The following is a 24,330-nucleotide window of genomic DNA, read 5'->3' as shown; positions in this document are numbered from 1 at the left end:
CGGGTGAGCGGAGCGTTCATGTCCGGATGCCGCGTACGAGTCGTGCTCGCTTTCCTGTCCGCGTTGCTGGTGACGTCGTTCGCTACGCCGTCGGGAAGCGCGGCCGAGCCGGCGCTGCAGGCCTTCGACCTGCGGGCCGACAACGTCGTCAACCCCCTGGCCGCGAGCGGCTCCCCGGCGTTGAGCTGGAAGCTGCGTTCCACCCGGCCGGGCGAACGGCAGACGGCGTACCGGATCCTCGTCGCGAGCAGTCCCCGGCTCCTGGCCGAGGACCGGGCCGACGTCTGGGACAGCGGCCGGATCGCGAGCGCGGACTCCGTCGCGGTGCCTTACCGCGGCCCCGCCGCCGGCGTCGGGAAGCGGACCTACTGGACCGTCGAAGTGTGGGGTGCCCGCGGCGGCGCCCCGGCCAGGGGCGAGACGGCGTGGTGGGAGAGCGGGCCCGCGCGGCCGGCCGACTGGGGCGGCGCCGAGTGGATCACGCCGGACACCGGCGGCGCTTACGCCTGGCAGGACTTCGCCCTGGACATCGACTTCACCATCAAGGCCGCGGCCGCGACCGTGGTCTTCCGGGCCGCCGGTCCCGACGACTTCCTGATGTGGCAGGTCAACGCCGCCACCACGCCGGGCAAGGTGCTGCTGCGGCCGCACGAGAAGAGCCACGGCTCGTTCGCGCTCCTCGGGGAGACCGACCTGAGTGCGGTGCTCACCCCGCAGAACGCCGGCGCACTGCACCACCTCCGGATCGAAGCACGGGGGAGCACCGTCGTCACGCTGATCGACGGGACCGAGGTGGACTCCCGCACGGTCGGCGCGGTGCGCGCCGGCACCATCGGGTTCCGGACCTCGGTCAGCCAGGGCACGGCCGAAGCCGCCGCCTACGACAACCTGGCCGTGCACGGTCTCGACGGCACGCCGCTGTTCTCCGACGACTTCTCGGCCACCCCGGACGCCCGGTTCCCCGGGGCCACGATCGCCGACGGGCAGCTCGAACCCCAGGGCGATCCGCTCCTGCTCGCCCAGTCGCCGGACGCGCCGCTGCTGCGCCACGAGTTCGTCCTGGACAAGCCCGTCGCGAGCGCCCGCGCGTACGTGTACGGACTCGGCTTCTACGAGCTGCATCTCAACGGCGCCAAGGTCGGCGACCAGGTGCTGGCCCCGGGGAGCACGCCGTACGACCGGCGCACGCTCTACGACTCCTTCGACGTGACGAACCAGGTCCACATCGGACCGAACGCCGCGGGACTGTGGCTGGGCAACGGGTACGGGCCGCGCTTCAGCCAGTACGGGTTCCGCTGGACCGGACCCAAGCAGGGCATCGTGGCCCTGGTCGTCACCTTCGCCGACGGGACCCGCCGCACGATCACCACCGACGACTCCTGGCGCTGGTCGGACGGCCCGGTGACGGCCAACGACCTCTACGCGGGCGAAAGCTACGACGCCCGGCTCCGGCAGGACGGCTGGGACCGGCCGGGCTTCGACGACGCGGCCTGGCACCCGGTGCGGACCGCGACGGCCCCCGCGCCCTCGCTCACCGGGTCGACCGCGCCGCCGATCCGGGTGGTCCGGACCGTGGCACCCGTCGCGGTGAAGCAGCCGCGCCCGGGGGTGTACGTCTACGACTTCGGGGAGAACTTCGCGGGCTGGGCGCGGCTGCGCGTCGCCGGGCCGGCCGGCACGACCGTGCGGATGCGGACCGCGGAAGAGCTGACCTCCGACGGGATGCTCGACACCACGACCAACCGCAACGCCGCGTCGGCCGACTCCTACACGCTCGGCCCCGCGCGCGGGGTCCAGGTCTACGAGCCCCGGTTCACCTACCACGGCTTCCGCTACCTCGAGCTCACCGGCTACCCGGGGACGCCGGACCTCGCCAGCGTCGCCGGCCGGGTCGTGCACGCCGACGTCGCCGCCACCGGGCACGTCGAGACGTCCGACCCGCTGCTGAACGCGATCTGGGCGAACAACCGGCGCGCGGTCCTGAACAACTCGATGAGCCTGCCCACCGACAACCCCGTCCGCGACGAGCGGACGCCGCCGGGCATGGACGTGCAGGCCTACCACGACGCGTCCGTCCTCGACTTCGGCATGGACGGCTTCTACGGCAAGTACCTGCTCGACCTCCCGCCCGGGACCGCGCTGCCCAGCGACGACGGCAACGCCCAGCTGCCGGACATGGGCGGCGGCTCGGTCGACCTGGCCTGGTCGCTCTACGAGCAGTACGGCGACCTTGCGCGGCTGGCCGCGGCCTACCCGGCGATGAAGGCGTTCGTGGACACCAACGCCGCCGCCTACCCGGGCCTCATCTGGCCGGAGGACCGCGGCTTCGGGGACTGGTGCCCGCCCGACCGGAGCCCGAACGCCGACGGCGGACAGGGAAACCCGTCCGCGGGTGCGTGCTTCAGCGAGCGCTCACTGGTCAACACCGCGCTGTCGTACCGGCAGGCCGAAGACGTCGCGAAAGCCGCGCGGGCACTGGGGAACACCGGCGACGCGGCGCACTTCACGGACCTGGCGACGGCGATCGCCGCCGCGTTCAACGCGCACTTCCTCGTAGGCGCCACCTACGGCGACGGCCGGCAGACGACCGGCATCCTGCCGCTGGCGTTCGGCATGGTGCCGCCGGACAAGGTCGCCGCGGTGGGCGCGAAGCTCGCCGACACGATCCTGACCAAGGACGGCGGGCACCTCGACACCGGGATCTTCGGCACCCGCTACCTGCCCGAAGCGCTCGCGGCGGCCGGCCGGATCGACGTCGCGCTCACGGTGCTCCGGCAGCGGACCTACCCGGGCTTCGGGTACGAGATCGGCCGCGGCGCGACGACGCCGTGGGAGCAGTGGACCTACGAGTCCGGCATGGAAACCCACGACCACGCGATGTTCGCCGGGATCAACGCCGCGTTCTACACGCAGTTCGCCGGGATCACGCCCGCGTCGCCGGGGTACGCGTCCATCGCGATCGCGCCCCGCGTGCCCGCCGGGCTGGGGCACGTGGCGGCGTCGATCGACACGGTCCGCGGGGTGGTCGCGTCGGAGTGGACGCAGTCCGGCTGCCGGTTCGACCTGACGGTGACCGTGCCGGCCAACACGACCGCCACGGTCACCCTGCCGACCGGGAAACGGATCGAGGCCGCCTCCGGGATGTCGAAGTTCACCGCGCGCTACTGCGGCTAGCCGGCGTTGTCGGCGTAGTTCACCACGACGTTCTTGAAGCCGAGCGACTGCAGCAGGCCGGTCAGCATGGCCTTGGTGTTGCGCTCGGCGTCGGCGACCAGCGTGCTCTTCGCGGCCGCGCCCTCGATCTGCTTCTGGGCGAGCTGGTAGAGCGCCTGCTGCGAGTTCGGGTTCCCGCTGAGGAAGTCGTTGATCCGGGTGAACAGGCCCTGCTGCTGCGCGTAGACGTAGGACTCCTTCGTGTCCAGGGTCGCCGGCTCGAGCTGGGCGTGCGCCAGGGTGAGCGTGGCGGACAGGCGGTCGTCGGAGACCTGGACCGCGTCGCCCTTGAGCTTGGAGAAGTCCACGTAGGCGTTGTCGGTGCCGACGCCGATGAACAGCGTGTCACTGCCCGCGAGGAAGCTGGGCAGGATCGAGCTGGTCTTGATGTCGACGACCACCTGGAACGAGCCGCTGGCCGCCTCGTAGCGCGACAGCTCGACGATCGACTGCAGCAGCACCGGACCGGAGCGCTCTTCGGTCTTCTCGGCGAACGGGTTGCGCAGCTGGGGTAACAGGTGAACCGCCGACGCGACGAGCGCCACCACGGCCAAAAGCACCACTGCCACACCGATCGCGACGAGCCGCCTGCCCCATTTGCCCATGGCGGGAAGGTTACCCACTCCGCTGCGCGGTCAAGCGGGGGCGGCGGTACCGTGATCTGCCTACGTGGTCGGATCCGACGAAGTGGGGATGCTTTCGTGCGCAAGTCCGTGTGGCTGTGGGTCCTGCTGGCCATCCTCGCCATCCTGGTGCTCGGCCTGATCTTCGGCGGCTACCGCAAGGGCGAGAAGCTCGGCGAACCGGCCGGTCCCGGGATTTCCGCTGTCGTCCAAGGAGTTCCGGCCGGGCACCCGGTGTCGTAGCCGGGCCGTGGGCGCGGGGTCTGGCCCGGCGCACCCACGGCCGGCGTGAAGTTCCGGCACCATCGCGCAGAGGGGAAAGCGCGGTGGGACCCGGAACCCGGACCCGACCGCGAGGGGGGAGTTCCGGTCAGGCCCGTACTTCGGCAATGCCCGCTGGGGTGACGCGCAAAACCTGGCATTCCGGTGAACCGTCCCGGCCGGCTGTAGTTCCGTTCGGCCGCGGTGCCGGGTGACGGGTGCGCCGGGCTCGGCCGCTCCGGTCCCGCCGCCGGTGGGGGAGCGGCGGCCTGCCACCCCGAACCGGCGCGCATCGTCCGCCTGGTGACCCCGCGGCCTCCACGCCCGCCGGGCTTCGCGGGTGCCCGGATCCGTCCACAAGAGACTGCCGAGGTCAGCGGGGTGCTGTCTCCGGGAACGGGCCGTCGCCGAGGAGGCCCGAGCGGTCGGGGACTCCGGCCGCCGCGCGCATCCGGGCGAACTCCACCGCGAGCGCCGCGGGCGGGAAGTGGGCGTTGAGGCCGCTGGGGTTGGGGACGATCCACACGCGGGCGCCGCCGATCGTCTCCGGCTGCGGGCCGAGGCGGGCCCGGGGTGCTCCGAACGCCGTCCGGTAGCCCGTCACGCCCAGCATCGCCAGCCACTCCGGCCCGATCGCCCGGACGCGTCCGGCCAGGTCCTCGCCGCCCGCGACGAGCTCGGCGCGGGTCAGCTGGGCGGCGCGGGCCGTCGGGCGGCGGACGAGGCTCGTGATGCCCAGCCCCCAGCCCAGCAGGAGCCGTTCCTCCTCCGCGCGCAGCTGCCTCGGGGTGAAGCCGGCGCGGTGCAGGGCGGGCCAGAACCGGTTGCCCGGCGTGTGGAAGCTGTGCCCGGCCGCCGCCGAGGAGAGGCCGGGGTTGATGCCGACGAACACCACGCGCAGCCCCTCGGCGAGCACGTCCGGCAGGACCGCGGTCACCGGGCCGCCGCGGTCACGGCGTGAGGTCCATCATGTCCTCGTCCTTGATGTTCTTGAGCGACGGCGGGTCGAGGTCGCCGCGCTCGAGCGCCGCCCAGTCCGCGGCCGTCGGGTTCTTGTAGAAACCGCCGTAGCCCGGCCATTCGCCGGTGCGCGCCGCGTCGCGGGCGCCGTGCATCTCGGCCGCGTCCCACTTGTCGATCGGCTTCGTGGTCACGTGCCCGGTGCCGTCCACCGTGTGCCCGCCCGCCGGGGTCGCCTCACCGGTCTTCGGGTTGTACCGCATGCCCTCGCCGCTGGAGTGCATGTCGTCGACCATCTTGTGGTACGAGTCGTCGGCGATGGCCATCCGCTTCTGCTCGGCGTCGTAGGCCGCGCGGTCCGGGTGGTTCGGGTCGTTCTTGATGGCGTCCCGCCGGTCCTGCTCGGCCTTCGCCGCGTCGGCGGTGTCCTTGTTGTAGAGCGGGTGGTCCTTGTGGTGGACGTGGTTGGGATCGTTCCCGTGGTAGACGTTGTCGGAGAAGCTGTGTGGCTGGTCGTAGCCCGCCTTGATGGTCTGCGAGTTCTGGAAGCCCTGCTGGTGCCCGTAACCGAGCTGGTTGAGCTGGACCGCGGTGCTCGGGTCGTTGGACTCGATGGCGTTGCGCTGCGCGTTCCGGTACGACCCGAGGCGGTCGTCGTACCCGAGCTTGTCGTCCTTCGCCGTGTTGGGCGAGTCCCGGACGTCGCCCTTGGTGAACCCCGACTCGTGGTTGTCGCCGCCCTTGCCCGTGCCCGGGTGGTACCGGTGGTTGGCGAAGTCCTCGTAGTAGGCGTAGGCGTTGTTCTCCAAGGGCTTGTTGTCCTTGCGGGCCCCCTTCGCGCCGCCGTTGTCGGCCAGGATGTCGTACCCGCCGGCGTGCTCGGACTGGTGCGTCTTGTTGCCGTCGATCGTGAAGTCGTGCTTGTCGTCGAGGCGCTTGCGCTCGGCGTTCCGGTCGCCGTAGGTGCTTTCCGGGTACGTGCGGTCGCTCGCCGAAGGCTTGTCGTTCCCCCGGGCGTAGGGGTTGTAGCGGTTGGCCGCCTTCTGGCACGGCGTGGTCCGCGTCGGGGCCAGGCCGAGCGGGTCGACCATGGCGGTCGGGTTGCCCACGTAGGCGAGGGAGTCCGGCGCCGGCGTCAGGCCCAGCGGGTCGTGGGACAGGTACCGGCCGGTCTCGGGGTCGTAGTAGCGGTACCGGTTGTAGTGCAGGCCCGTCTCGGGATCGTGGTACTGGCCGGGGAACCGCAGCGGGGTGCTCGCCGTGCCGCCTGCCGAGACGGCCGGGCCCCACAACGCCGTGTGCAGGTGCCCGGCCAGCGCGCCGGTGTCGTCGACCAGCTCCGCGGGCGTGCCGACGAGGTCGGAGACGATCGCGTGGAACCGCTCGCCGCCGCCCGGGGCGAGGACGCGTTCGGTCTGGGTGAGCGGGAGCCGCTCGCCGGGCGCGTACTCCCACACCGTGGCGACCGGCGGCCGGCCCGGTCCACTGTGGACCTGTTCGGCCGGCAGCTGCCCGTCCCAGGCGAACTCGACCTGCTCGGCGACGCCGCCGGTGGCGTCCAGGCGCTGCTTGGCGATCCGGCGGCCGAACGCGTCGTAGCGGTAGCGCCACGCCGAACCGTCCGGCGTGCGCACGCCCAGCAGCCGGTTCTCCGCGCTCCACTCGTAGGTCCACCGCTGCCCGCCCCGCTCCCGGGCGATGACGCGGCCTTCGCCGTCGTGGCTGTAGCCCGTCGGGCCGGCGGCGGTGAGCAGGGTGCCGGAGTAGGCGCGCGGGCCGCCGACCTGGGGCGCGCCGGACCAGCCGGCTCCGGTGACGGCACCGGTCACGTCGTAGTCGTAGTCCTCCTGCCAGCGCGGGCCGCGCACCGCGCGGACCCGGCCGGCGGCGTCGACGTCGAGGGTGCGCGGCCCGGAGATCAGGTCGTCGACACCGGCGAGGTAGCCGTCGGGCAGGTAGCCGTATTCGCGCCGCTGCACCGTTTCCGGGCCGCGCAGCACCGTCTGCGCCGCCAGCTGCCCGGTGGGCGTCCAGTCCTGGCGCAGCTCCGCCACCGGACCGGCGCCGCCCAGCAGCGTGCGGACCGTCTCCCGGCCCGCGGCGTCGTAACCGAACCGCAGGGTGCGCCCGGCGGTGGTCAGCTCGGAGGGGCGGGCACCGGCGTCGTAGCCGACCACCGACTCCGCACCCGAGGGGGTCCGGCGCGCCACGCGGCGGCCGAGGGCGTCGTAGCGGAAGTGCACGACCCGGCCGTTGATCGACTCCGCCACGACGCGGCCGAGCCCGTCGTAGGTGTAGCGGACCTCGCTGTGCCCGTTGGCCGCCGACACCATCCGGTCGGCCGCGTCGTAGGTGAACACGGCGACCTCGTCGGCGCTGGTGCGCCGCACGACCCGGCCGACGCTGTCGCGCTCGAAGGTGATGGTCTGCCCGGCGCCGTTGGTGCGGAGCACGAGCCGGCCCGCGGCGTCGTAGCCGTAGCGCAGGACGCGTCCGTTGTAGTCGGTTTCGGCCACCTTCCGGCCCGCGGCGTCGTACTCGTAGCGCCACACCAGGCCGCGTTCGTTGGTGACCGAGGTGAGCCGCAGTTCGGTGTCGTAGCCGTACTCCAGCGTGCCGCCGTCGGGGCCGCGTTCGCTGACCGGCAGGTCGAACTGGGCGTACTCGATGCGGGTGACGCCCCCGCGCTGGTCCGTCCGCTCCTCGAAGCTGCCCTGCGCGGCCGAGGCGAACCGTTCCACGGTGCCGTCGGCGTCGCGTGCCTGCACGAGCTTGCCGGCGGCGTCGCTGACCATCGTGGTGGTGTTGCCCAGCGGGTCGGTGACGCTGGTGGTGTTGCCGAGGGCGTCGTAGCCGTAGCGCCACACGGCGCCGTCCGGCTCGGTGACGAGCAGGGGGAGCCCGGCGGCGTTGGCCTGGATCCGGGTGACCCCGCCGAGGGCGTCGGTCACCGAGTCGACGGTGCCGGTGAAGGGGTCGTAGGTGTAGGACGTCGCGGCGCCGGTCGGGTCGACGGTGCGGGCGAGGCTGCCGCCCCGGTCGTACTCGTAGCGCCAGACGGCGCCGTCCGGGCCGGTCACCGCGGCCGGGCGGCGCCGTTCGTCGTAGCCGAGCACCAGGCGGGTGCCGTCGGGGCGGGTCACCGCGGCGAGGTTGCCGATCTCGTCGTAGTCCCAGCGCGTGACGTTGCCGAGCTCGTCGGTCTCGGCGAGCACGCGCCCGAAGCGGTCCCGTTCGGCACTGGTGGTGTTGCCCAGCGGGTCGGTCTGCCCGATCACGCGCAGCCGCTCGTCGAGCCGGTAGCGGGTGACGGCCCCGAGCGAGTCGGTCACGGTCGTCTCGCCGGGCGCGAAGGCCAGCGTCGTGTCGAGGTAGCCGTCGGTGCCCTGGGCGCGCACGCAGCGCCCCTGGGCGTCGTAGCCGTAGCGGTACCAGCGGCCGTTGACGTCTTCCCAGCGTGCGAGCCTGCCGTCGGCGTCGTAGGTGAACTTCTGCGGGGTGCCGACCGCGTCGACGACCTCGACCAGCCGGCGCGCGGAGTCGTAGCGGTACTCCGCCAGCGGGACGGGGGAGCCCGCGGTGCGCAACGCCGTGACCAGGCCGCCGGCGCTGTCGATCTCGACGCGGTAGCCGCCGGAGTGCTCGATCGCCACCGGCACGCCGTCGCGGTAGCGCAGCACGATCCGGTTCTTCGCGCCGTCCACGACCGCGCGCAGCGGCAGCGTGGTGTCGCCGGGACGGCCGGCGAAGTAGCGCACGCGGTCGGACTGCGGGTCGCCGACGATGAACCCGTGCCGCACCCGGCGCAGCGCCAGGTACGGGCCGCTTTCCGGGACGACCGCCGCCACGCCGGCCGGGACCGGGTAGCGCAGCAGCGTGCCGTCGGCCAGCGCGAGGTGCAGCCCGTCCGGCTCGATCTCGAGGCGTTCGTCCAGCGTCGAGGCCCACGTGGGGCCGAACGCCCGGCCCGCCCGGTAGGTGGACAGGTGCGTGCGCTCGACGACCAGGGGCAGCGCGCCGGGCAGCGAGACGTCCTCCTGCACGAGCATCACGGCACCGGTCGCGACGTCGATCGGGTCACCGCAGTCGGTCTTGTCCTTCGTCTGCGTGGTGTGTTCGTCCGGCTTGGTGTTGGTGTCCTTGATCCGCGACCCGTCGCCCTTGGGGTCGCCCTTCGGCGTGCCGGAGGGCGTGGGGTCCGGGCCCTTCGACGCCGGAGGGGGCGTCGGGTCGGGGCTCTTCGGCGTGTCGTCGGGGCCCTTCGACGCGGGCGGCGGATCGGTCTTGGGCGGGGTGTGGTCGCCGGACGGGGTGGTGCCGTCGCCCTTCGCGCCGGAGGGAGTGGTGCCGTCACCGCCCTTCGGCGTCGGCGGCGGGTCGGTCTTCGGCGGCGGTGCGTCCGGGCCGCCCTTGCCCTTGGGCCCGTCGAGCCCCTTGGGGCTGCCGTTGATGTCGGCGTGCTTCGGGGCGGGGGCGGCCTTGCCCGGCTTGATGTTCTTCAGTGCCTTCGCCGCGTCGCCGAACAGGTCGCCGGCGCGCTTGAGCAGCGGGACCAGCGCCTGGAGCGCTTTGACAAGCCGCTTCACCAGGTCGGCGATCTTCGAGGCGGTCTTCGCGACCGCGTTGATGACCTGCGGAACGACCCAGGTCATGCCGATGCCGAGGGTGAAGATCACTTGCAGTGCCCAGCTGATCAAGTGACCGACGAGTTCGGCGATGATGTCGCGGACCAGGGCCCGGACTGCCGCGACGACTTCACCGGCGGTCTTCACGCCGCTGGATGCGCCTTCGCAGCCCTTCTGGGCGGTTTCCAGCAGGGTGACGGTGTCTTGTGCGCGTTGGCGGTAGGCGTCACCGGCGTTCCCGGTCCACGACGAGATGTCGGTTTTGACCATGCCGGTCAGGTCCTGGCCGATGCTGCCGAGTTCGGTGGCGACGTTCTTCCAGGTCTCGGACTGGGCGGCGATCTCGTCGGCGTTGCCGGTGAGGCCGTTGAGGGCTTCCTTGAGCGGGCCGACGTGCTCGATCAGCCAGCCGACACCGGCCGCGAGGATCGCCCCGAACGGGTCCATGGCCATCGAGAGTGCGTCGAGCGCGGTCCCGACGGCGCCCATGGCGACCGACGCCCAGTCGCCGCTCTCGATGGCGGACTTGAGGTCGTTCGCCGACTCCAGCAGGGAGATCCCGGAGTACGCCGTCGTCGAGTCCTTGGTTTCTGCGACCAACGGATTACTCACGTGCCGACCTTTCCTCACCGTGTCCAGCGCCCACGATTGAAGTTAACAAGCGGTGGCGGCAAGGATTCCGCGAACCCCGGGGAATGCCCCTCCAACCAGCCGATCGTGCCCAGGCGCTCGTGGCGTGGCCCACACCGTCGGCCGATCCGGTGCGCTCGTCAGCGGCCGAGCAGGCGGGCGCTTTCCTCGGCGCGTCGCAACGCGGTCAGCAGCGCCGCCCTACCCGTATGGTCGATGTCCTCCGTCAGCGCGTCTTCCGCGGCCTCGCCGCCCTGCTGGAGCTTCTTCACCAGGTCTCGGTGGACCGCGGCCAGGCGGGCGGCGTCGAAGTCGGGCCGGACGAACGTCAGCAGCAGCCGGACCTCGTCCTCGCAGCGCTCGTAGCCGTCCAGCAGGTGCTGGTTGCCCGCGGCCGCGACGATCGCCCGGTGGATCGCGCTGTGTGCCTTCGTCAGCTCGCGCCACGGTGGGTCGGGCTGCTGCCGGGCCAGCTCCTCGAGCCGGTCCACTTCGGCCAGTACCGGGCCGAGGTCGGCGCCCGCGTCCAGGGCCATCCGCAGGGCGCCGAGCTCCAGGACCTTGCGGTAGTCGAAGACCTCGTCGATGCGCCGCCTGCTCAAGGGGGCGACGACCGCGCCCCGGTTCCGCTCGTGGATCACCAGCCCGCGCTCGACGAGCAGCCGCAGCCCCGCGCGGATCGTGTGCCGGCCGACGTCGAAGCGCTCGGCCAGGTCTTCCTCGCGGAAGCGGGTGCCGACCGGGTGGGCCCCGTCCAGCAGCTCGTCCCGCAGCGCTCTCGCGACCCGCTCCGGCGCGGTCTGCTCGTTCACCGGCCGAACGATACCGGGGGAGATTGTGCTACAAAACCACCGGCTCCCGCGCGCCGGTGCGCTCCGCGCCGACCCCGGCGGCCACGACGAACAGCACGCCCGCCGCCGCAAAGGGGTCCGGGACCTGGTGGAGCACGACGAGCCCGATCGTCAGGGCGATGGCCGGTTCCAGGCTCATCAGCGTCCCGAACGCGGACGTGGTCAGCCGCCGCAGCGCGAGCATCTCCAGGCTGAACGGGACGACCGGAAGCAGGATCGCCAGCCCGAGGCCGATGAGGAGGAGCTCCGGGGTCAGGTGCCCGACCACCCCGGGCCCGTAGGCGAGGGTCGCCACGATCCCCGCCACCGGCATCGACACGGCGAGCCCGCGCACGCCCGAGACCTCGTCACCGACCCGTTGCGTCAGCAGGATGTAGGCCGCCCAGCACACCGCCGACGCGAGTGCGTAGCCGACGCCCGCCAGGTCGGCGCCGCCCCGCCACGGCTCGGTCAGCAGCACGACGCCGAGCGCGGCGAGGACCGGCCACAGCCGCTTGCCGCCGCGGCCGCGCGTGACCGCCACGGTGAGCGGGCCGAGGAACTCCAGCGCGCTCGCCGTGCCGAGCGGGAGCCGGGCGACGGCCTCCATGAACAGCATGGTCATCCCCGCCGTGACGACGCCCAGCGCGCAACAGGCCGCGAAGGTGGCCCGCCGGAACGACGACGGCCGCGGCCGGACGACGGCCAGCAGCAGCACGCCGGCCCACGCCAGCCGCAGCCACGCCGCACCTTCGGGACCGATCCGGTCGAACAGGCCGACGGACACGGCGAGACCGAGCTGGACGCAGAGCATGGCGGCGACCGCGAAGGCCGCGCCGTCACGGGTGGAGGAGCGCACGAACCCAGCAAAACCGATCCGCACCGTTCGTGTCCACGTGCCGATCGTGGATGTACTGTTCAGGAATCATGGACACTCGCCGGCTTCAGTTCCTCCTCGAGCTGTCCCGTCACGGCTCGATGCGCGCGGTGGCGGACGTGCTCGGCACCACGACGTCGACGGTTTCGCAGCAGATCGCGGTGCTGGCGAAGGAGATCGGCGCGCCCCTGCTCGAGCCGGACGGCCGGCGCGTGCGGCTCACTCCCGCGGGACGGCGGCTGGCCGAGCACGCCGTGACGATCCTCGCCGCGGTGGAAGCGGCGCGCGCCGACCTCGACCCGCACGCCGAACCGGCCGGCACCGTGCGCGTCGCCGGGTTCGCCACGGCCGTGCGGCGGTCCGTGCTCCCGGCGGCCGCGGCGCTCGCCGAGCACCACCCGCAGGTGGAGCTGCGGATCAGCGAGTACGAACCGCACGAGGCCTTCGCCGCGCTGCTGGCCGACGACGTCGACCTCGCCCTCACCTACGACTACGACCTCGCCCCGGCCGTCACGGATCCGGCGGTCACGGTGAGTCCACTGTGGACGGCGCGGTGGGACCTCGCCGTCCCGGCGGCCGACGCGGCCCGGGCGCGCGGCGGGAACACCGGGGCCGTCTTCGAGGCGTTCCGCGACCACGGCTGGATCGTCAACTCCCGCAACAGCGCCGACGAGGACGTGATCCGCCGGCTGGCGTCGACGGCCCGGTTCACCCCCCGCGTCACGCACCGCGCGGACAGCCTGGAACTGGTGGAGGACCTCATCGCGACCGGCCCGGCGCCCGCCGTCGGCCTGCTTCCGGCCGGCCGCGCCACGCGACCCGGCGTCGCGCTGGTTCCGCTGGCGGGGCCGGACGTGCGGCAACGCGCCTTCGCGTGCACTCGTCGCGGCCGCGAGGCGTGGCCGCCGCTCGCGCTGGTCCTCGGGCTGCTGGCCCGCTGAGCAAGTGCGGCCGGATGGTGGCTGAAAGCGCTCTCGCGTGCTGCCAGCATTTTCTTTCGCCCCCTGGTACCCCGGAAGGGACCGGCCATGCGCAGTCGTTTCGCGGCGGTGTTCGCCAGCTTGTGCGTACTGTTCCTGATGGTCTCGCCGGCGGGCGCGGACGGCTGGTGGCTGCAGTACTCCGACCGGAGCACGAACCTGTGCATGGACGGGCTTTACGACGCCAGTCACGGCTCCTGGTCGCTGCAGGAGGCCGCCTGCAAGACACCGGTCGGCAGCCAGGCCGCCAACCAGGTGTTCCAGACCGCGCCGCAGGCCAACGGGAACGCGTGGATCAGGTCGGGGGTGGCCGGTGCGATGTGCATCGCCGTGAGCGCGGGCCCGGCGAACGACGGCGACCCGGTGTTCCTGGTCGAATGCCCGGACCGGGCCCCGAACCACTGGTCGCAGGAATGGCAGCTGCCGACCGTCTCGACGAACCCGAACGGCTCGGTCAACGTCCTGTTCCGGAACGCGACGAGCCAGAAGTGCATCACCGGCACCGGCAGCGGAGTCAAGCTGTACCAGCAGACCTGCGACAGCGCGAACCCACACCAGGTGTGGCACCAGCACCTGAAGGAGTCCGGCTGCACCCGGTGCCTCGTGGCGCTTCCCTCAGCTTCGATCCCGCGGCCGTAGCGCAGACGGCTCGGCCCGGCTCAGCGCGGCGACGTGCTCGGCGAGGTTGAAGGTCTCGCTGAGCGTGGCTCCCGCGTCGAGTCGTTCGATGACCGCGTTTTCGGCCGTCTTGATCGCGAGCGCGCCGTCGAGGAGACCGCCGATCCGGTCGGGGGCCACCACGATGAGGCCTTCGCCGTCGGCCAGGACCAGGTCGCCGGGATTCACCGTGACCCCGCCGCAGGTCACCGGCACCTGCAGCTCGCCGAGCTTCGACGACGTACCGGAAAGCGGCGTGACGAAACGGCTGTACAGGGGGAGTTCGCAGCCGCCGACGTAGGCCATGTCCCGGTAGCCGCCGTCCACGACGATCCCGCCGAGCGACCGGGCCAAGGCCCCGCGGGCGAACAGTTCGCCGCCGAGGGCGATCTCGCGCGCCCCGCCGTCGACCACGATCACGTCGCCCGGCGCCGCCGATTCGATGGCCCGCAGCACGCCGAGGAAGTCGTCGCGGCACCGCACGGTGAAGGCGGGCCCGAAGATCCGCGATCGGGCCGAACGAGGGCGGAGCGCGCTGTGCAGCACCCTGGTCGTCTTGTCGACATCGCAGAGGGCGGTCGTGTCCACCGCGAGGAACTTCTGGGACAGCTCGTCGTTCACCGGCATTTCGCGAGGTTACCCGGCGGCGGTGAGCCCAGCGCGACGATCAACCTGGGCGTGCGAGGGCTCGAGGAGAATTCGCCATTGTGTGCCTGGGCAACGAACTCCGGCGGGCCGGCGACGCGGCCGGAGCCGAACGCGCGGCCCGCGCCTCCGCCGAGGCCGACCCGGTCGCCGGAATGGTGGTGCTGGGAAACCTCCTCACCAACCACGACCGGGACGAAGCCCGGTACTGGCAGGACCGGGCCCCGGGCGAAGCGATGGGCGGTGCTGCCCCAGCGGCACGGTGAGGCGTGGACACCGGGTGGCCGGGTGGGCCGTGCCGCCCTGGGGCGCGGTGAGGCGGGATTACCGAGGGGCCCTTGCCGTCCTCGGTGGCGCGCCGAAACCCCGCCCGGCGAACGAGTTCTTCGGGCGAAAACTCCCTCAGCTCACCGCGAGATCCGCGCGCAGCGGATCTCCGCGCATCGCGCGCCACACCGCGGCCGGCGTCAGCGGCATGTCCGCGTGGCGGACTCCGAACGGGGCCAACGCGTCCACCACCGCGTTGACCACCGCCGCCGGGGAACCGACCGTGGCCGACTCGCCGATGCCCTTTGCGCCGATCGGGTGGTGGGGGGACGGTGTCACCGTCTCGCCCAGCTCCCACGACGGGCACTCCAGGGCCGTCGGGAGCAGGTAGTCCATGAACGAGCCGCCCAGGTGGTTGCCGTCCTCGTCGAACGCGACCAGTTCCATCAGCGCCATCCCGATTCCGTCGGCGAGGCCGCGGTGGACCTGGCCCGCCACGATCGCCGGGTTGATGCGGACTCCGCAGTCGTCGACCGCGATGAACCGGCGGACCCGCACCTGGCCCGTGTCCGCGTCGACGTCGACCACGCAAACGTAAGCGCCGAACGGGAAAGTCAAGTTCGGCGGGCTGTACACCGTGGTCGCGTCGAGGTGCCCCTCCACGCCTTCGGGCAGCGCCAGGTCGGAATGCGCCGCCAGCGCGATCTCCCGGATCGTGTGGCCGCGGTCGGGCACCCCGCGGACGAACCAGCGCCCGCGCTCCCACTCCAGGTCGCCGGGGTCGACCTCCAGCATCGCGGACGCCACCTGCCGCGCGCGCTCGCGGACCTTGCGGGCCACCGTCACCGCCGCCGCGCCGGACACCGGGGTCGAGCGGGAACCGTAGGTGCCGAGCCCGAACGGCGTCCGGTCGGTGTCGCCCTGCACGATCTCGACCTCGTCCTCGGGGATCCCCAGCTCCTGCGAAACCAGCTGGGCGAACGTCGTTTCGTGCCCCTGGCCCTGGGACATGCACGACAGCCGCAGCACGGCCGAGCCGGTCGGGTGGACGCGCAGCTCGGCGCCGTCGGCCATGCCGAAGCCGAGGATGTCCATGTGCTCGCGCGGGCCCGCGCCGACCGCCTCGGTGAAGAAGCTGAGGCCGATCCCCATCAGCTCGCCGCGCTCCCGCCGCTCGGCCTGCTCGCGACGCAAGGAGTCGTACCCGGCCATCTCGAGCGCCAGCGCCAGCGCCCGCGGGTAGTCGCCGGAGTCGTAGCTCCAGCCGGTCGCGCTCGGGTACGGGAACTGCTCGGGCCGCAGCAGGTTCCTTTCCCGGAGTGAAGCCGGGTCGATGTCGAGGGAGCGCGCGAGCACGTCCATCATCCGTTCGACGACGTAGACCGCTTCGGTGATCCGGAACGAGCACGCGTACGCGACCCCGCCCGGCGCTTTGTTCGTGTACACGCCGGTGACGGAACAGTGCGCCGCCGGCAGGTCGTAGGAGCCGGTGAAGACGTGGAAGAACCCGGCGGGGAACTTCGTCGGCTGGGCGGTGCCGTTGAAGGCGCCGTGGTCGGCGAGCACCCGCACCCGCAGGCCGAGCAGCTTGCCGTCGCGGGTGGCGGCGATCTCGCCGTGCATGTGGTAGTCGCGGGCGAACGACGTGCTCATCAGGTTTTCCGAGCGGTCCTCGACCCACTTCACCGGCTTCCCGGTGAGCATCGCGGCCGCCGCCGCGCACAGGTACCCCGGGTAGACGACGACCTTGTTGCCGAAGCCGCCGCCGATGTCCGGGGCCACGACCCGGATCCGGTGCTCGGGCAGGCCGGTGATCCGCGAGTACATCAGCCGGTGCGCGTGCGGGGCCTGCGCGGTCGACCACACGGTGAGCTTCCCGCTGATGACGTCGACCTCGGCGACCGCGCCGCAGGTCTCCAGCGGCGCCGGGTGCACCCGCGGGTAGAGCATGTCCTGCTCGACGACGACGTCCGCGCGGGCGAACGCGGCTGCGGTCGCCTCGGCGTCGCCGGCATCCCAGTCGAACACGCGGTTGTCGGTGCGGCCCAGGTCGTCGCGGATCACCGGGGTGTCCGGCGCCAGCGCGGTGCGCGCGTCGACCACCGCCGGCAGCGGCTCGTACTCCACGTCGATCAGCTCCAGCGCGTCACGCGCGGAGTACCGGTCCTCGGCGACGACGAACGCGACCTCCTGGCCCTGGAACCGCACCTTGTCCGTGGCCAGCACGGCCTGGACGTCGTGGGACAGCGTGGGCATCCACGCCATGGCGCGCTCGGCCAGCATCGCGCCGGTCAGCACCAGCCGGACCTTCGGGTGCGCCTCGGCCGCGCTGGTGTCGACCGAGACGATCCGGGCGTGCGCGTGCGGGCTGCGCAGGACGGCGCCGTGCAGCATGCCGGGCCGGACGACGTCGTCGACGAAGGTGCCGCGGCCGCGGACGAACCGGGCGTCCTCCTTGCGCGTCCGGGAGCCGAACCCGCCGGTCACCGGTCACCGTCCGGGTGCGCGGCGGCCCAGCGGATGGACCGGACGATGTTCTCGTACCCCGTGCAGCGGCACAACTGCCCCGAAATGGCTTCGCGGATGACGTCTTCGCCGGGGTCCGGGTCGTGGTCGAGCAGCCAGCGCGCGGTCATCAGCATCCCCGGGGTGCAGAAGCCGCACTGGATGCCGTGACAGGTCACGAACCCCTGCTGCACCGGGTCGAGCGCGGCGCCGTCGGCGAGGTCCTCGACCGTGCGGACCCGCTTGCCGTCGGCCATCGCGGCCAGCACCGTGCACGACTTGACCGGCACGTCGTCGAGCCACACCACGCAGGCGCCGCAGTTCGAGGTGTCGCAGCCCCAGTGCGTGCCGGTGAGGCCCAGCTCGTCGCGGAGGAAGTGGACGAGCAGCAGCCGGGGCTCCACCGAACGGCGGTGCCGCTCGTCGTTGACGGTCACGGTGATCTCCACGTCACGCCTCCGCGCGGGTCTTGGCGAGCGCGAGCGCGCGCGTGGTGAGGGTGGCGACCAGGTGGCGCTTGTAGTCCACCGGGCCGCGCTGGTCGGCGGCGGGCCGGCAGTGCTCGGCCGCGATCGCGCCCGCCTTGGCGAACCGCTCGGCGGTGGCCGCCCCGCCGCGCAGGAAGTCCTCCGCCTCGGCGGCGACGAACCGCGGTGCCCCGACGGCGGTGAGCCCGATCCCCGCTTCGACGACGGTGCCGCCCTCGAGCGTGAGCGCCGCGGCCGCCGCGGCGACGGCCCAGTCGCCCGCCCGCCTGCCGACCTTCGCGTACGCGCTGCCCGCGCCGGGCACGACCGGGACCCGGATCTCGGTCAGCAGCTCGGCCGGGCCGACCGCGGTTTCGTACGGGCCGCGGAAGAACTCCCGCACCGGCACCGCGCGTTCGCCGTCCGGACCGCGGATCACGGCCTCGGCCCGGACGGCGGCGAACGCGGCGGAGAGGTCTTCGGACGGGTCGGCCTGGCACAGCGAGCCGCCGACCGTGCCGCGGTTGCGCACGATCGGGTCCGCGACGACCCGCTCGGCGTCGTGCAGCACCGGGAACAGCGCCCCGGCCGCGGCGGAGGAGAGCAGGTCGGCGTGGCGGGCGAGCGCGCCGACCCGCAGCGTCTCCGCCGATGCGTCGATCCCGCTCAGCTCGGTCAGCTCGTTGATGTCGACGAGCACCTCCGGCGCGGCCAGCCGCAGCTTCATCATCGGGATCAGGCTGTGCCCGCCGGCGATGACCCGCGCGGCCTGGCCGTACTTCGCCAGCAGCGTCAGGGCGTGCTCGACGCTGCCGGCGCGCTCGTATTCGAACGGGGCGGGCACCTGCATAGCGGTCGATCGTTCTCCGCGGGGACCGGTACCGCAACCGCCTTAAGCAAAGGGTTAATCGCGCGTTGTCGCACTTCGGGTCCGGGTGAAAGATCGATTCTCACCTGGACCGACGGTGGAAGCGGGGGCGCGCGATGCGGATCGAGTCCGACGGGCACAGCCGGGACAACCCGCGCCTGTACGAGCTCGTCGAGGACGCGCCGAAGGAGGGCGGCAGCCCCACCGTGTGGGCGTGGCCGGAGTTCGTCGGCTTCCTCAAGGTCGCCGCCCGGCCGGTCGCCGGGCCGTGGCCGCCGCACCAGCGGCCCCGGCCGGACCCCACCGACGATGCGCTGCCCGTGGCCGTGCCCGATCCGGCTGTACCCGACGAAGAAGTCTGAGGGAGCACCGTGTACCCGACCCGGTTCCGCTACGAGGCACCCCGCTCGCTGGACGAGGCGATCGGCACCCTGCACGACGGCGGCGAGGACGCGAAGGTGCTGGCCGGCGGGCAGAGCCTGGTGCCGCTGCTGAAGCTCCGGTTCGCGTCGCCGACGCTGCTGGTGGACCTCAACACCGTCCCCGGCCTCGACCACCACGACGTCGACGAGAACGGGAACCTGCACGTCGGCGCGTTGTGCCGGCACGGGGACCTCGAACGCTCGGCCCTGCTGAAGAGCACCCAGCCGGTGATGGCCGCCGCCGCGCGGCTGGTCGCCGACCCGCTCGTGCGCAGCCGCGGCACGCTCGTCGGCTCGCTGTGCCACGCCGACCCGCAGGGCGACTGGGCGTCGGTGGTGCTCGCGCTCGGCGGCTCGGTCGTGGCCGCCGGACCCGGCGGGCGGCGGACCATCCCGGTGCGGGACTTCGTGCACGGCCCGTTCCAGAACGCCCTCGCCCACGACGAGGTCGCGGTCGAGGCGGTGATCCCCGCGCCGCGCGGGATCCCGGACGGCGGCTACCTCAAGCTGGAGCGGCGGGTCGGGGACTTCGCGACCGTCGGCGTCGCCGTCGCGATCGAACGCGATCGCGACATCGTCACCCGCGCCGGGATCGCGCTGACCGGGGTCGGCGCGGCGACGATCGAGGCCGCCGACGCCGCGGAGGCGCTCGTCGGCGGGCCGCTCGGCGAGGACGTGATCGACCACGCGGCCGGCCTCGCCGCGCAGGCCGCGCGGCCGAAGGGCGACCACCGCGGCTCGGCCGACTTCAAACGGCACATGGTGCGCGTCTTCGTGCGGCGCATTCTCGAGCAGACCGGGGAAAGGGCGGCGTGAGATGACGAGCGTGCGGGTCATCGAGGAAGGTCCGGACCAAGGGGACGTCCCGACGCGGCGGATCACCGTCACCGTGAACGGGCGGCGCAGCGTCGTCGAGTGCGAGCCGCGGCTCCTGCTCTCGCACCTGCTGCGGCAGGGCCTGCGGCTCACCGGCACCCACATGGGCTGCGACACCACCAACTGCGGGGCCTGCACGGTGCTCGTCGACGACCGCCCGGTCAAGTCCTGCACGATGCTCGCCGTGCAGGCCGACGGCCGCGCGGTGACGACCGTCGAAGGGCTCGCGGCACCGAGCGGGCTGCACCCGCTGCAGGAGGGGTTCAAGGAGGAACACGGGCTGCAGTGCGGGTTCTGCACCTCCGGGATGCTGATGGCCGCCAAGGCGCTGCTCGCGGAGAACCCTGACCCGACCGAGGACGAGGTGCGCTGGGCGCTCTCGGGCAACCTCTGCCGCTGCACCGGCTACCAGAACATCGTGAAGTCGGTGCTCTGGGCCGCGGCCCGGCTGCGGAACGACCAGGAGGCCTGACGTGTCGCAAGCACTGGACGAAAACCGGATCGGCGGGCTCGGCGCCAGCCGCCGCCGCGTGGAGGACAACCGCTTCCTGCGCGGAAAGGGCAACTACACCGACGACATCGTGCTGCCCGGCATGCTGCACATGGAGATCCTGCGCAGCCCGCTGGCCCACGCCCGGATCAAGTCGATCGACACCAGCCGCGCCTGGGAGATCCCGGGTGTGCGGCTGGTGCTGACCGGCGAGATGGCCGCGACCCGCAACCTGGCCTGGATGCCGACGCTGTCCTACGACACCCAGGCCGTGCTGGCCACGGACAAGGTCCGCTTCCAGGGCCAGGAGGTCGCCTGCGTGGTGGCCGACGACCCGTACATCGCCAAGGACGCGTGCGACGCGATCGACGTCGAGTACGAGCCGCTGCCGCCGGTCGTCAACCCCGAGCAGGCGATGGCCGAGGACGCGCCGCTGATCCGCGACGACAAGGCCGGGCAGCGCGACAACGTCATCTACGACTGGGAAGTCGGCGACCGCGAGGGCACGGACCGGGCGTTCGAGCAGGCGGACCGGATCTCCAAGCTGCGGCTGCACTACCCGCGTTCGCACCCGTCGCCGATCGAATGCTGCGGCTCGGTCGCCGACTTCGACCGGGCGACGTCGAAGCTCACCGTCTACCTGACGTCCCAGGCACCGCACATCGTGCGGGCCGCCGTCGCGATGATCGCCGAGCTGCCCGAGCACATGATCCGGATCATCTCGCCGGACGTCGGCGGCGGCTTCGGCAACAAGGTGCCCGTCTACCCGGGGTACGTGTGCTCGATCCTCTGCTCGATCCTGCTGGAACGCCCGGTGAAGTGGATCGAGGACAAGACCGGCAACCTCATCTCGACCGGGTTCGCCCGCGACATGTACCTCGACAGCGAAATGGCGCTGACCGACGACGGCCGCATCCTCGGCGTGCGGATGCGCGCGGTGGCCGACCACGGCGCGTTCTTCGCCGACGCCCAGCCCAGCAAGTTCAAGATCGGCCTGCTGCACTCGGCGTTCGCCTGCTACAACGTGCCGCACGCCCACCTGGCCGCGCGCGGCACCTACACGAACAAGGCGCCCGGCGGCGTCGCCTACCGGTGCTCGTTCCGCGTCACCGAGGCGATGTTCTTCCAGGAGCGCATGGTGCACCAGGCCGCGCTGGAGCTCGGCATCGACCAGGCCGAGTTCCGCCGGCGCAACTTCGTGCGCGACGACCAGTTCCCGCACCGGACGCCGTACGGCTTCCTGGTGGACTCCGGGCAGTACGGGAAGTGCCTCGACGTCGCGCTGAAGGCCGTCGGCTACGAGGACTTCCTGCGGCAGAAGGAAGAAGCGCGTGCTCGCGGCCGGCGGCTGGGCATCGGCATCTCGACCATGACCGAGCCGCTCGGCGCGGGCAACAGCCGCGAGTACGACATCCTCGGCATCAAGATGTTCGACTCGGCCGAGCTGCGCGTGCACCTCACCGGCAAGGCCCTGCTGCGGATCGGCGCGCAGAGCCAGGGGCAGGGCCACGAAACGACCTTCGCCCAGATCGTCTCGCACGAGCTGGGCATCCCGGCCGACGACATCGTGGTGGAGCACGGCGACACCGACACCGCGCCGTTCGGGATGGGCACCTACGCCTCCCGCAGCACACCCGTCGCCGGCGCGGCCACCGCGATGGTGGCGCGCAAGATCCGGGCCAAGGCGCGGAAGCTCGCCGCGCACCTGCTCGAAGTGTCCGAAGAGGACGTCGAGTGGGAGCTGGGCCGGTTCTACGTCCGCAGCGCGCCCGACCGCGGCGTGACGATCCAGGAGTGCGCGATGGCCGCGTACGGCAACATGCCCGACGGCATGGAACCGGGCCTGGAGAACACCGCCTACTACGACCCGCCGAACCTGACCTGGCCGTTCGCGGTCTACATCGTCACCGTCGAGGTGGACCCGCAGACCGGTGTGTGGGACGTGCTGAACCTGGTCGCCGTCGACGACTGCGGCGTCCGGATCAACCCGATGATCGTCGAAGGCCAGATCATGGGCGGGCTCACCGAGGCCTACGCGATGGCGAACATGCAGTTCATCACCTACGACGCCGAGGGCAACTGCATCGGCTCGAACTACATGGACTACCTGCTGCCGACCGCGTGGGAGACCCCGGGGTTCGAGCTGCACAGCGAGGTCGTCACGCCGTCGCCGCACCACCCGATCGGCGCCAAGGGCGTAGGGGAGTGCGCCGCGGTGGGCGGCCCGGCGGCCTTCGTCAACGCGGTGATGGACGCGATCGACGACACCGGCGTGCGCAACATCGACATGCCGGTGCTGCCCGACCGGGTCTGGGAAGCGCTGCGGGAGCGCCGTGACGTGTCCGGCATGCCGCCGCTGCGTACCGCGGACTGAAGGGACTTCCATGCACGACTGGAGCTTGTTCGACCGGGCCAGGGAGCTGTCCGACCGGGGCGAGACGTTCGCCTGGGCCACCGTGGTCTGGCGCCAGGGCCCCTCGTCGGGCAAGGAGGGCTACCGGGCGATCGTCACCGCCGACGGCGTCCTCGACGGCTGGATCGGCGGCGCCTGCGCCGAACCCGCCGTGATCCGGGAGGCGCGGCAGGCGATCGCCGACGGCGAGCCGCGGCTGCTGCTGCTCGGGACGTCCGGCCAGTTCGGCGAAGCGGTCCCGGCGGGGATGACGGTCGTGCCGATCGCCTGTCAGAGCGAAGGCGCGCTGGAGATCTACGTCGAGCCGGTCGAACCGGCGCCGCACCTGCTGGTCGTCGGCCGGTCGCCGATGGCGCGCACGCTCGTCGACCTGGCCACCGCGCTCGGCTGGTGCGCCGAACTGGTCGCCCGCGCCGAGTTCGACGAGGTCGGCCCGCGCACCATGGTCGTGGTGGCGACCCAGGGACACTTCGACGAAGACGCCGTCGAAGGCGCGTTGCGGGCGGGGCCGGCGTACGTCGGGCTCGTCGGGTCGCGCCGGCGAGGCGAGGCCGTGCTGGGCTACCTGGCCGACCGCGGGGTGCCGCGGGCCGACCTGGACCGGGTGCGCGTGCCCGTCGGGCTCGACCTCGGGCCGGTGCCGCACCGCGAGATCGCCGTCGCGATCCTGGCCGAGCTCGTCGCGTTCCGCGCCGCACCGCGGGTGTCCGCGCCGCCGGTCGAGGACCTCGTCGACCCGGTGTGCGGGATGACGGTCGAGCCGCTCGGCGAGCCGGTCGAGCACGAGGGTGTGACGTACTACTTCTGCTGCCCCGGGTGCCGCGACGCGTTCCGGCGGGACCCCGGGGCCTACGCCAGGAAGGACGTCCGATGCTGATCCGGAACCGGTTCGAGGTCGCCCAGCCGGTCGAGAAGGTCTGGCGGTTCTTCGACGACGTCCCGCGCGTCGCCGTCTGCCTGCCCGGCGCGGAGCTGACCGAGGACCTCGGCGACGAGCGCTACCGCGGCGGGGTCGCCGTCCGCATGGGCCCGGTTTCCCTGCGCTTCAAGGGAACCGCGGAGATCGTCGAACGCGACGAGGCGGCCCACCGGATCGTCGTCAGCGCCGAAGGCGCGGAAGAGAAGGGGCGCGGGACGGCGGGCATGACGCTCACCGCGACCCTCGTCCGCTCCGGGACGGGCACCCGCGTCGACGTCGACCAGGACCTGCAGATCTCCGGCGCCGCCGCGCAGTACGGGCGCGGCATGATCTCGGACGTCTCGTCGGTGCTGATGCGCGACTTCGCGGTGAACCTGCAGGACGGCATCGACCGCGTCGAACGCGGCGAGGAGCTCGTCGCCGGGGCCGCGCCCGCCCGCGGCTTCCGGATCGGCGTGCAGGCTGCGCTGATGGCCTTGCGGCGGGTGTTCCGCCGGTTCTTCCTGCCCTACCAGAGCAATCCGGCCTGAGGAGGACGTCGTGGTCCTGTGGTGGATCGGCAACGCCGTGCTGCTGCTCGTCGTGCTGCCGGTGGTGATCGCCCTGCTGAACCGGGTGCTCGCCGCGGTGGAACGCATCCGTGGCGCGGCCGACGACATCCTGGCCGGTGGCGGCCGCCTGGCCGGGCAGCTCGAACCGGTACCGGCCGCGCTCGCACAGACGGCGTCGACGATCGCAGATGTGTCCGCGGGCGCCACCCGGTACGCCGGCAGCGTCGCGAAACTGCTCGGCTGAAAGGAGA

General features: G+C 72.5%; 21 protein-coding genes. 12 read left to right on the top strand and 9 right to left on the bottom strand.

Annotated elements, in window-relative coordinates; translation table 11 throughout:
• The first annotated feature begins 18 nt into the window (after positions 1-18).
• Positions 19-3,174, top strand: a complete 3,156-nt coding sequence (locus QSK39_RS19345) for a family 78 glycoside hydrolase catalytic domain (RefSeq protein WP_285479146.1) — start codon at positions 19-21, stop codon at positions 3,172-3,174.
• On the opposite strand, the gene QSK39_RS19340 is transcribed toward QSK39_RS19345, so the two are convergent.
• Entirely contained in the window at positions 3,171-3,818 is a 648-nt protein-coding gene (locus tag QSK39_RS19340) for a DUF4230 domain-containing protein (protein WP_285479145.1), read from the bottom strand. The two genes, QSK39_RS19345 and QSK39_RS19340, sit on opposite strands and share 4 nt — an antisense overlap.
• A gap of 96 nt (positions 3,819-3,914) precedes the next feature.
• Between QSK39_RS19340 and QSK39_RS19335 the strand changes: the two genes are divergently transcribed.
• The gene (locus QSK39_RS19335) at positions 3,915-4,079 is read left to right on the top strand and encodes a hypothetical protein (protein WP_285479144.1); all 165 of its coding nucleotides are present in this window, start codon (positions 3,915-3,917) and stop codon (positions 4,077-4,079) included.
• Between the two features lie 391 nt (positions 4,080-4,470).
• Here the strand turns inward: QSK39_RS19335 and mug are convergent, their stop codons facing one another.
• From mug to QSK39_RS19315, 4 genes are all read right to left on the bottom strand, one after another.
• The gene (gene mug, locus QSK39_RS19330) at positions 4,471-5,034 is read right to left on the bottom strand and encodes a G/U mismatch-specific DNA glycosylase (protein ID WP_285479143.1); all 564 of its coding nucleotides are present in this window, start codon (positions 5,032-5,034) and stop codon (positions 4,471-4,473) included.
• A 13-nt stretch (positions 5,035-5,047) separates the two neighbouring features.
• A complete protein-coding gene (locus QSK39_RS19325; RefSeq protein WP_285479142.1) occupies positions 5,048-10,294 on the bottom strand; it encodes an RHS repeat-associated core domain-containing protein in 5,247 nt (1,748 codons plus the stop codon).
• A gap of 158 nt (positions 10,295-10,452) precedes the next feature.
• A complete protein-coding gene (locus QSK39_RS19320; protein ID WP_285479141.1) occupies positions 10,453-11,124 on the bottom strand; it encodes a GntR family transcriptional regulator in 672 nt (223 codons plus the stop codon).
• 28 nt (positions 11,125-11,152) lie between these two features.
• On the bottom strand, positions 11,153-12,001 hold the full coding sequence (locus tag QSK39_RS19315) for an EamA family transporter (RefSeq protein ID WP_285479140.1): 849 nt from the start codon (positions 11,999-12,001) through the stop codon (positions 11,153-11,155).
• A gap of 68 nt (positions 12,002-12,069) precedes the next feature.
• Here QSK39_RS19315 and QSK39_RS19310 point away from each other — a divergent pair, with 68 nt between their 5' ends.
• Complete coding sequence (locus tag QSK39_RS19310) at positions 12,070-12,960, top strand: LysR family transcriptional regulator (RefSeq protein ID WP_285479139.1); 891 nt, start codon at positions 12,070-12,072, stop codon at positions 12,958-12,960.
• An 87-nt stretch (positions 12,961-13,047) separates the two neighbouring features.
• The gene (locus QSK39_RS19305; protein ID WP_285479138.1) at positions 13,048-13,638 is read left to right on the top strand and encodes an RICIN domain-containing protein; all 591 of its coding nucleotides are present in this window, start codon (positions 13,048-13,050) and stop codon (positions 13,636-13,638) included.
• Here QSK39_RS19305 and QSK39_RS19300 read toward each other — a convergent pair.
• On the bottom strand, positions 13,615-14,283 hold the full coding sequence (locus QSK39_RS19300; RefSeq protein ID WP_285479137.1) for an RraA family protein: 669 nt from the start codon (positions 14,281-14,283) through the stop codon (positions 13,615-13,617). The genes QSK39_RS19305 and QSK39_RS19300 overlap by 24 nt on opposite strands.
• A gap of 80 nt (positions 14,284-14,363) precedes the next feature.
• On the opposite strand from QSK39_RS19300, the gene QSK39_RS19295 reads away from it, so the two are divergent.
• Positions 14,364-14,567 (top strand): hypothetical protein, encoded by a 204-nt coding sequence (locus QSK39_RS19295; RefSeq protein ID WP_285479136.1) that lies wholly within the window; start codon positions 14,364-14,366, stop codon positions 14,565-14,567.
• A 136-nt stretch (positions 14,568-14,703) separates the two neighbouring features.
• Here QSK39_RS19295 and QSK39_RS19290 read toward each other — a convergent pair whose 3' ends face one another.
• From QSK39_RS19290 to QSK39_RS19280, 3 genes are read right to left on the bottom strand one after another with little or no spacing between them, the layout of a single operon-like run.
• A complete protein-coding gene (locus tag QSK39_RS19290) occupies positions 14,704-17,055 on the bottom strand; it encodes an aerobic carbon-monoxide dehydrogenase large subunit (protein ID WP_285479135.1) in 2,352 nt (783 codons plus the stop codon).
• Entirely contained in the window at positions 17,052-17,522 is a 471-nt protein-coding gene (locus QSK39_RS19285) for a (2Fe-2S)-binding protein (RefSeq protein WP_285479134.1), read from the bottom strand. Before QSK39_RS19285 ends, QSK39_RS19290 begins: the two co-directional genes overlap by 4 nt.
• A 1-nt stretch (position 17,523) precedes the next feature.
• Positions 17,524-18,390 carry an FAD binding domain-containing protein gene (locus QSK39_RS19280; RefSeq protein ID WP_285479133.1) on the bottom strand — a complete coding sequence of 289 codons (867 nt, stop codon included), beginning with the start codon at positions 18,388-18,390 and terminating at the stop codon, positions 17,524-17,526.
• A 134-nt stretch (positions 18,391-18,524) separates the two neighbouring features.
• Between QSK39_RS19280 and QSK39_RS19275 the strand changes: the two genes are divergently transcribed.
• Genes QSK39_RS19275 through QSK39_RS19245 form a run of 7 tightly spaced genes read left to right on the top strand, consistent with a single transcriptional unit; the run spans position 18,525 to position 24,323 of the window.
• Positions 18,525-18,770: a hypothetical protein gene (locus tag QSK39_RS19275; protein WP_285479132.1), complete on the top strand. Its 246-nt coding sequence runs from the start codon at positions 18,525-18,527 to the stop codon at positions 18,768-18,770.
• Positions 18,771-18,779: 9 nt separating this feature from the next.
• Positions 18,780-19,646, top strand: coding sequence for an FAD binding domain-containing protein (locus tag QSK39_RS19270; RefSeq protein WP_285479131.1), 867 nt, complete (start codon positions 18,780-18,782; stop codon positions 19,644-19,646).
• 1 nt (position 19,647) lies between these two features.
• The gene (locus tag QSK39_RS19265; RefSeq protein ID WP_285479130.1) at positions 19,648-20,178 is read left to right on the top strand and encodes a (2Fe-2S)-binding protein; all 531 of its coding nucleotides are present in this window, start codon (positions 19,648-19,650) and stop codon (positions 20,176-20,178) included.
• Position 20,179: 1 nt separating this feature from the next.
• The gene (locus QSK39_RS19260) at positions 20,180-22,570 is read left to right on the top strand and encodes an aerobic carbon-monoxide dehydrogenase large subunit (protein ID WP_285479129.1); all 2,391 of its coding nucleotides are present in this window, start codon (positions 20,180-20,182) and stop codon (positions 22,568-22,570) included.
• Between the two features lie 10 nt (positions 22,571-22,580).
• Positions 22,581-23,486 (top strand): XdhC family protein, encoded by a 906-nt coding sequence (locus QSK39_RS19255; protein WP_285479128.1) that lies wholly within the window; start codon positions 22,581-22,583, stop codon positions 23,484-23,486.
• The gene (locus QSK39_RS19250) at positions 23,480-24,058 is read left to right on the top strand and encodes an SRPBCC family protein (RefSeq protein WP_285479127.1); all 579 of its coding nucleotides are present in this window, start codon (positions 23,480-23,482) and stop codon (positions 24,056-24,058) included. The genes QSK39_RS19255 and QSK39_RS19250 overlap by 7 nt, the downstream gene beginning before the upstream one ends.
• Positions 24,059-24,068: 10 nt before the next feature.
• The gene (locus QSK39_RS19245; protein WP_285479126.1) at positions 24,069-24,323 is read left to right on the top strand and encodes a hypothetical protein; all 255 of its coding nucleotides are present in this window, start codon (positions 24,069-24,071) and stop codon (positions 24,321-24,323) included.
• Positions 24,324-24,330: the final 7 nt, after the last annotated feature.

The organism is Amycolatopsis sp. NBRC 101858 (assembly GCF_030269325.1).
Taxonomy (GTDB): Bacteria; Actinomycetota; Actinomycetes; order Mycobacteriales; family Pseudonocardiaceae; genus Amycolatopsis; species Amycolatopsis ponsaeliensis.
Note: the sequence above shows the minus strand (reverse complement) of the source record. Positions and strands in the feature narration are given on the sequence as shown.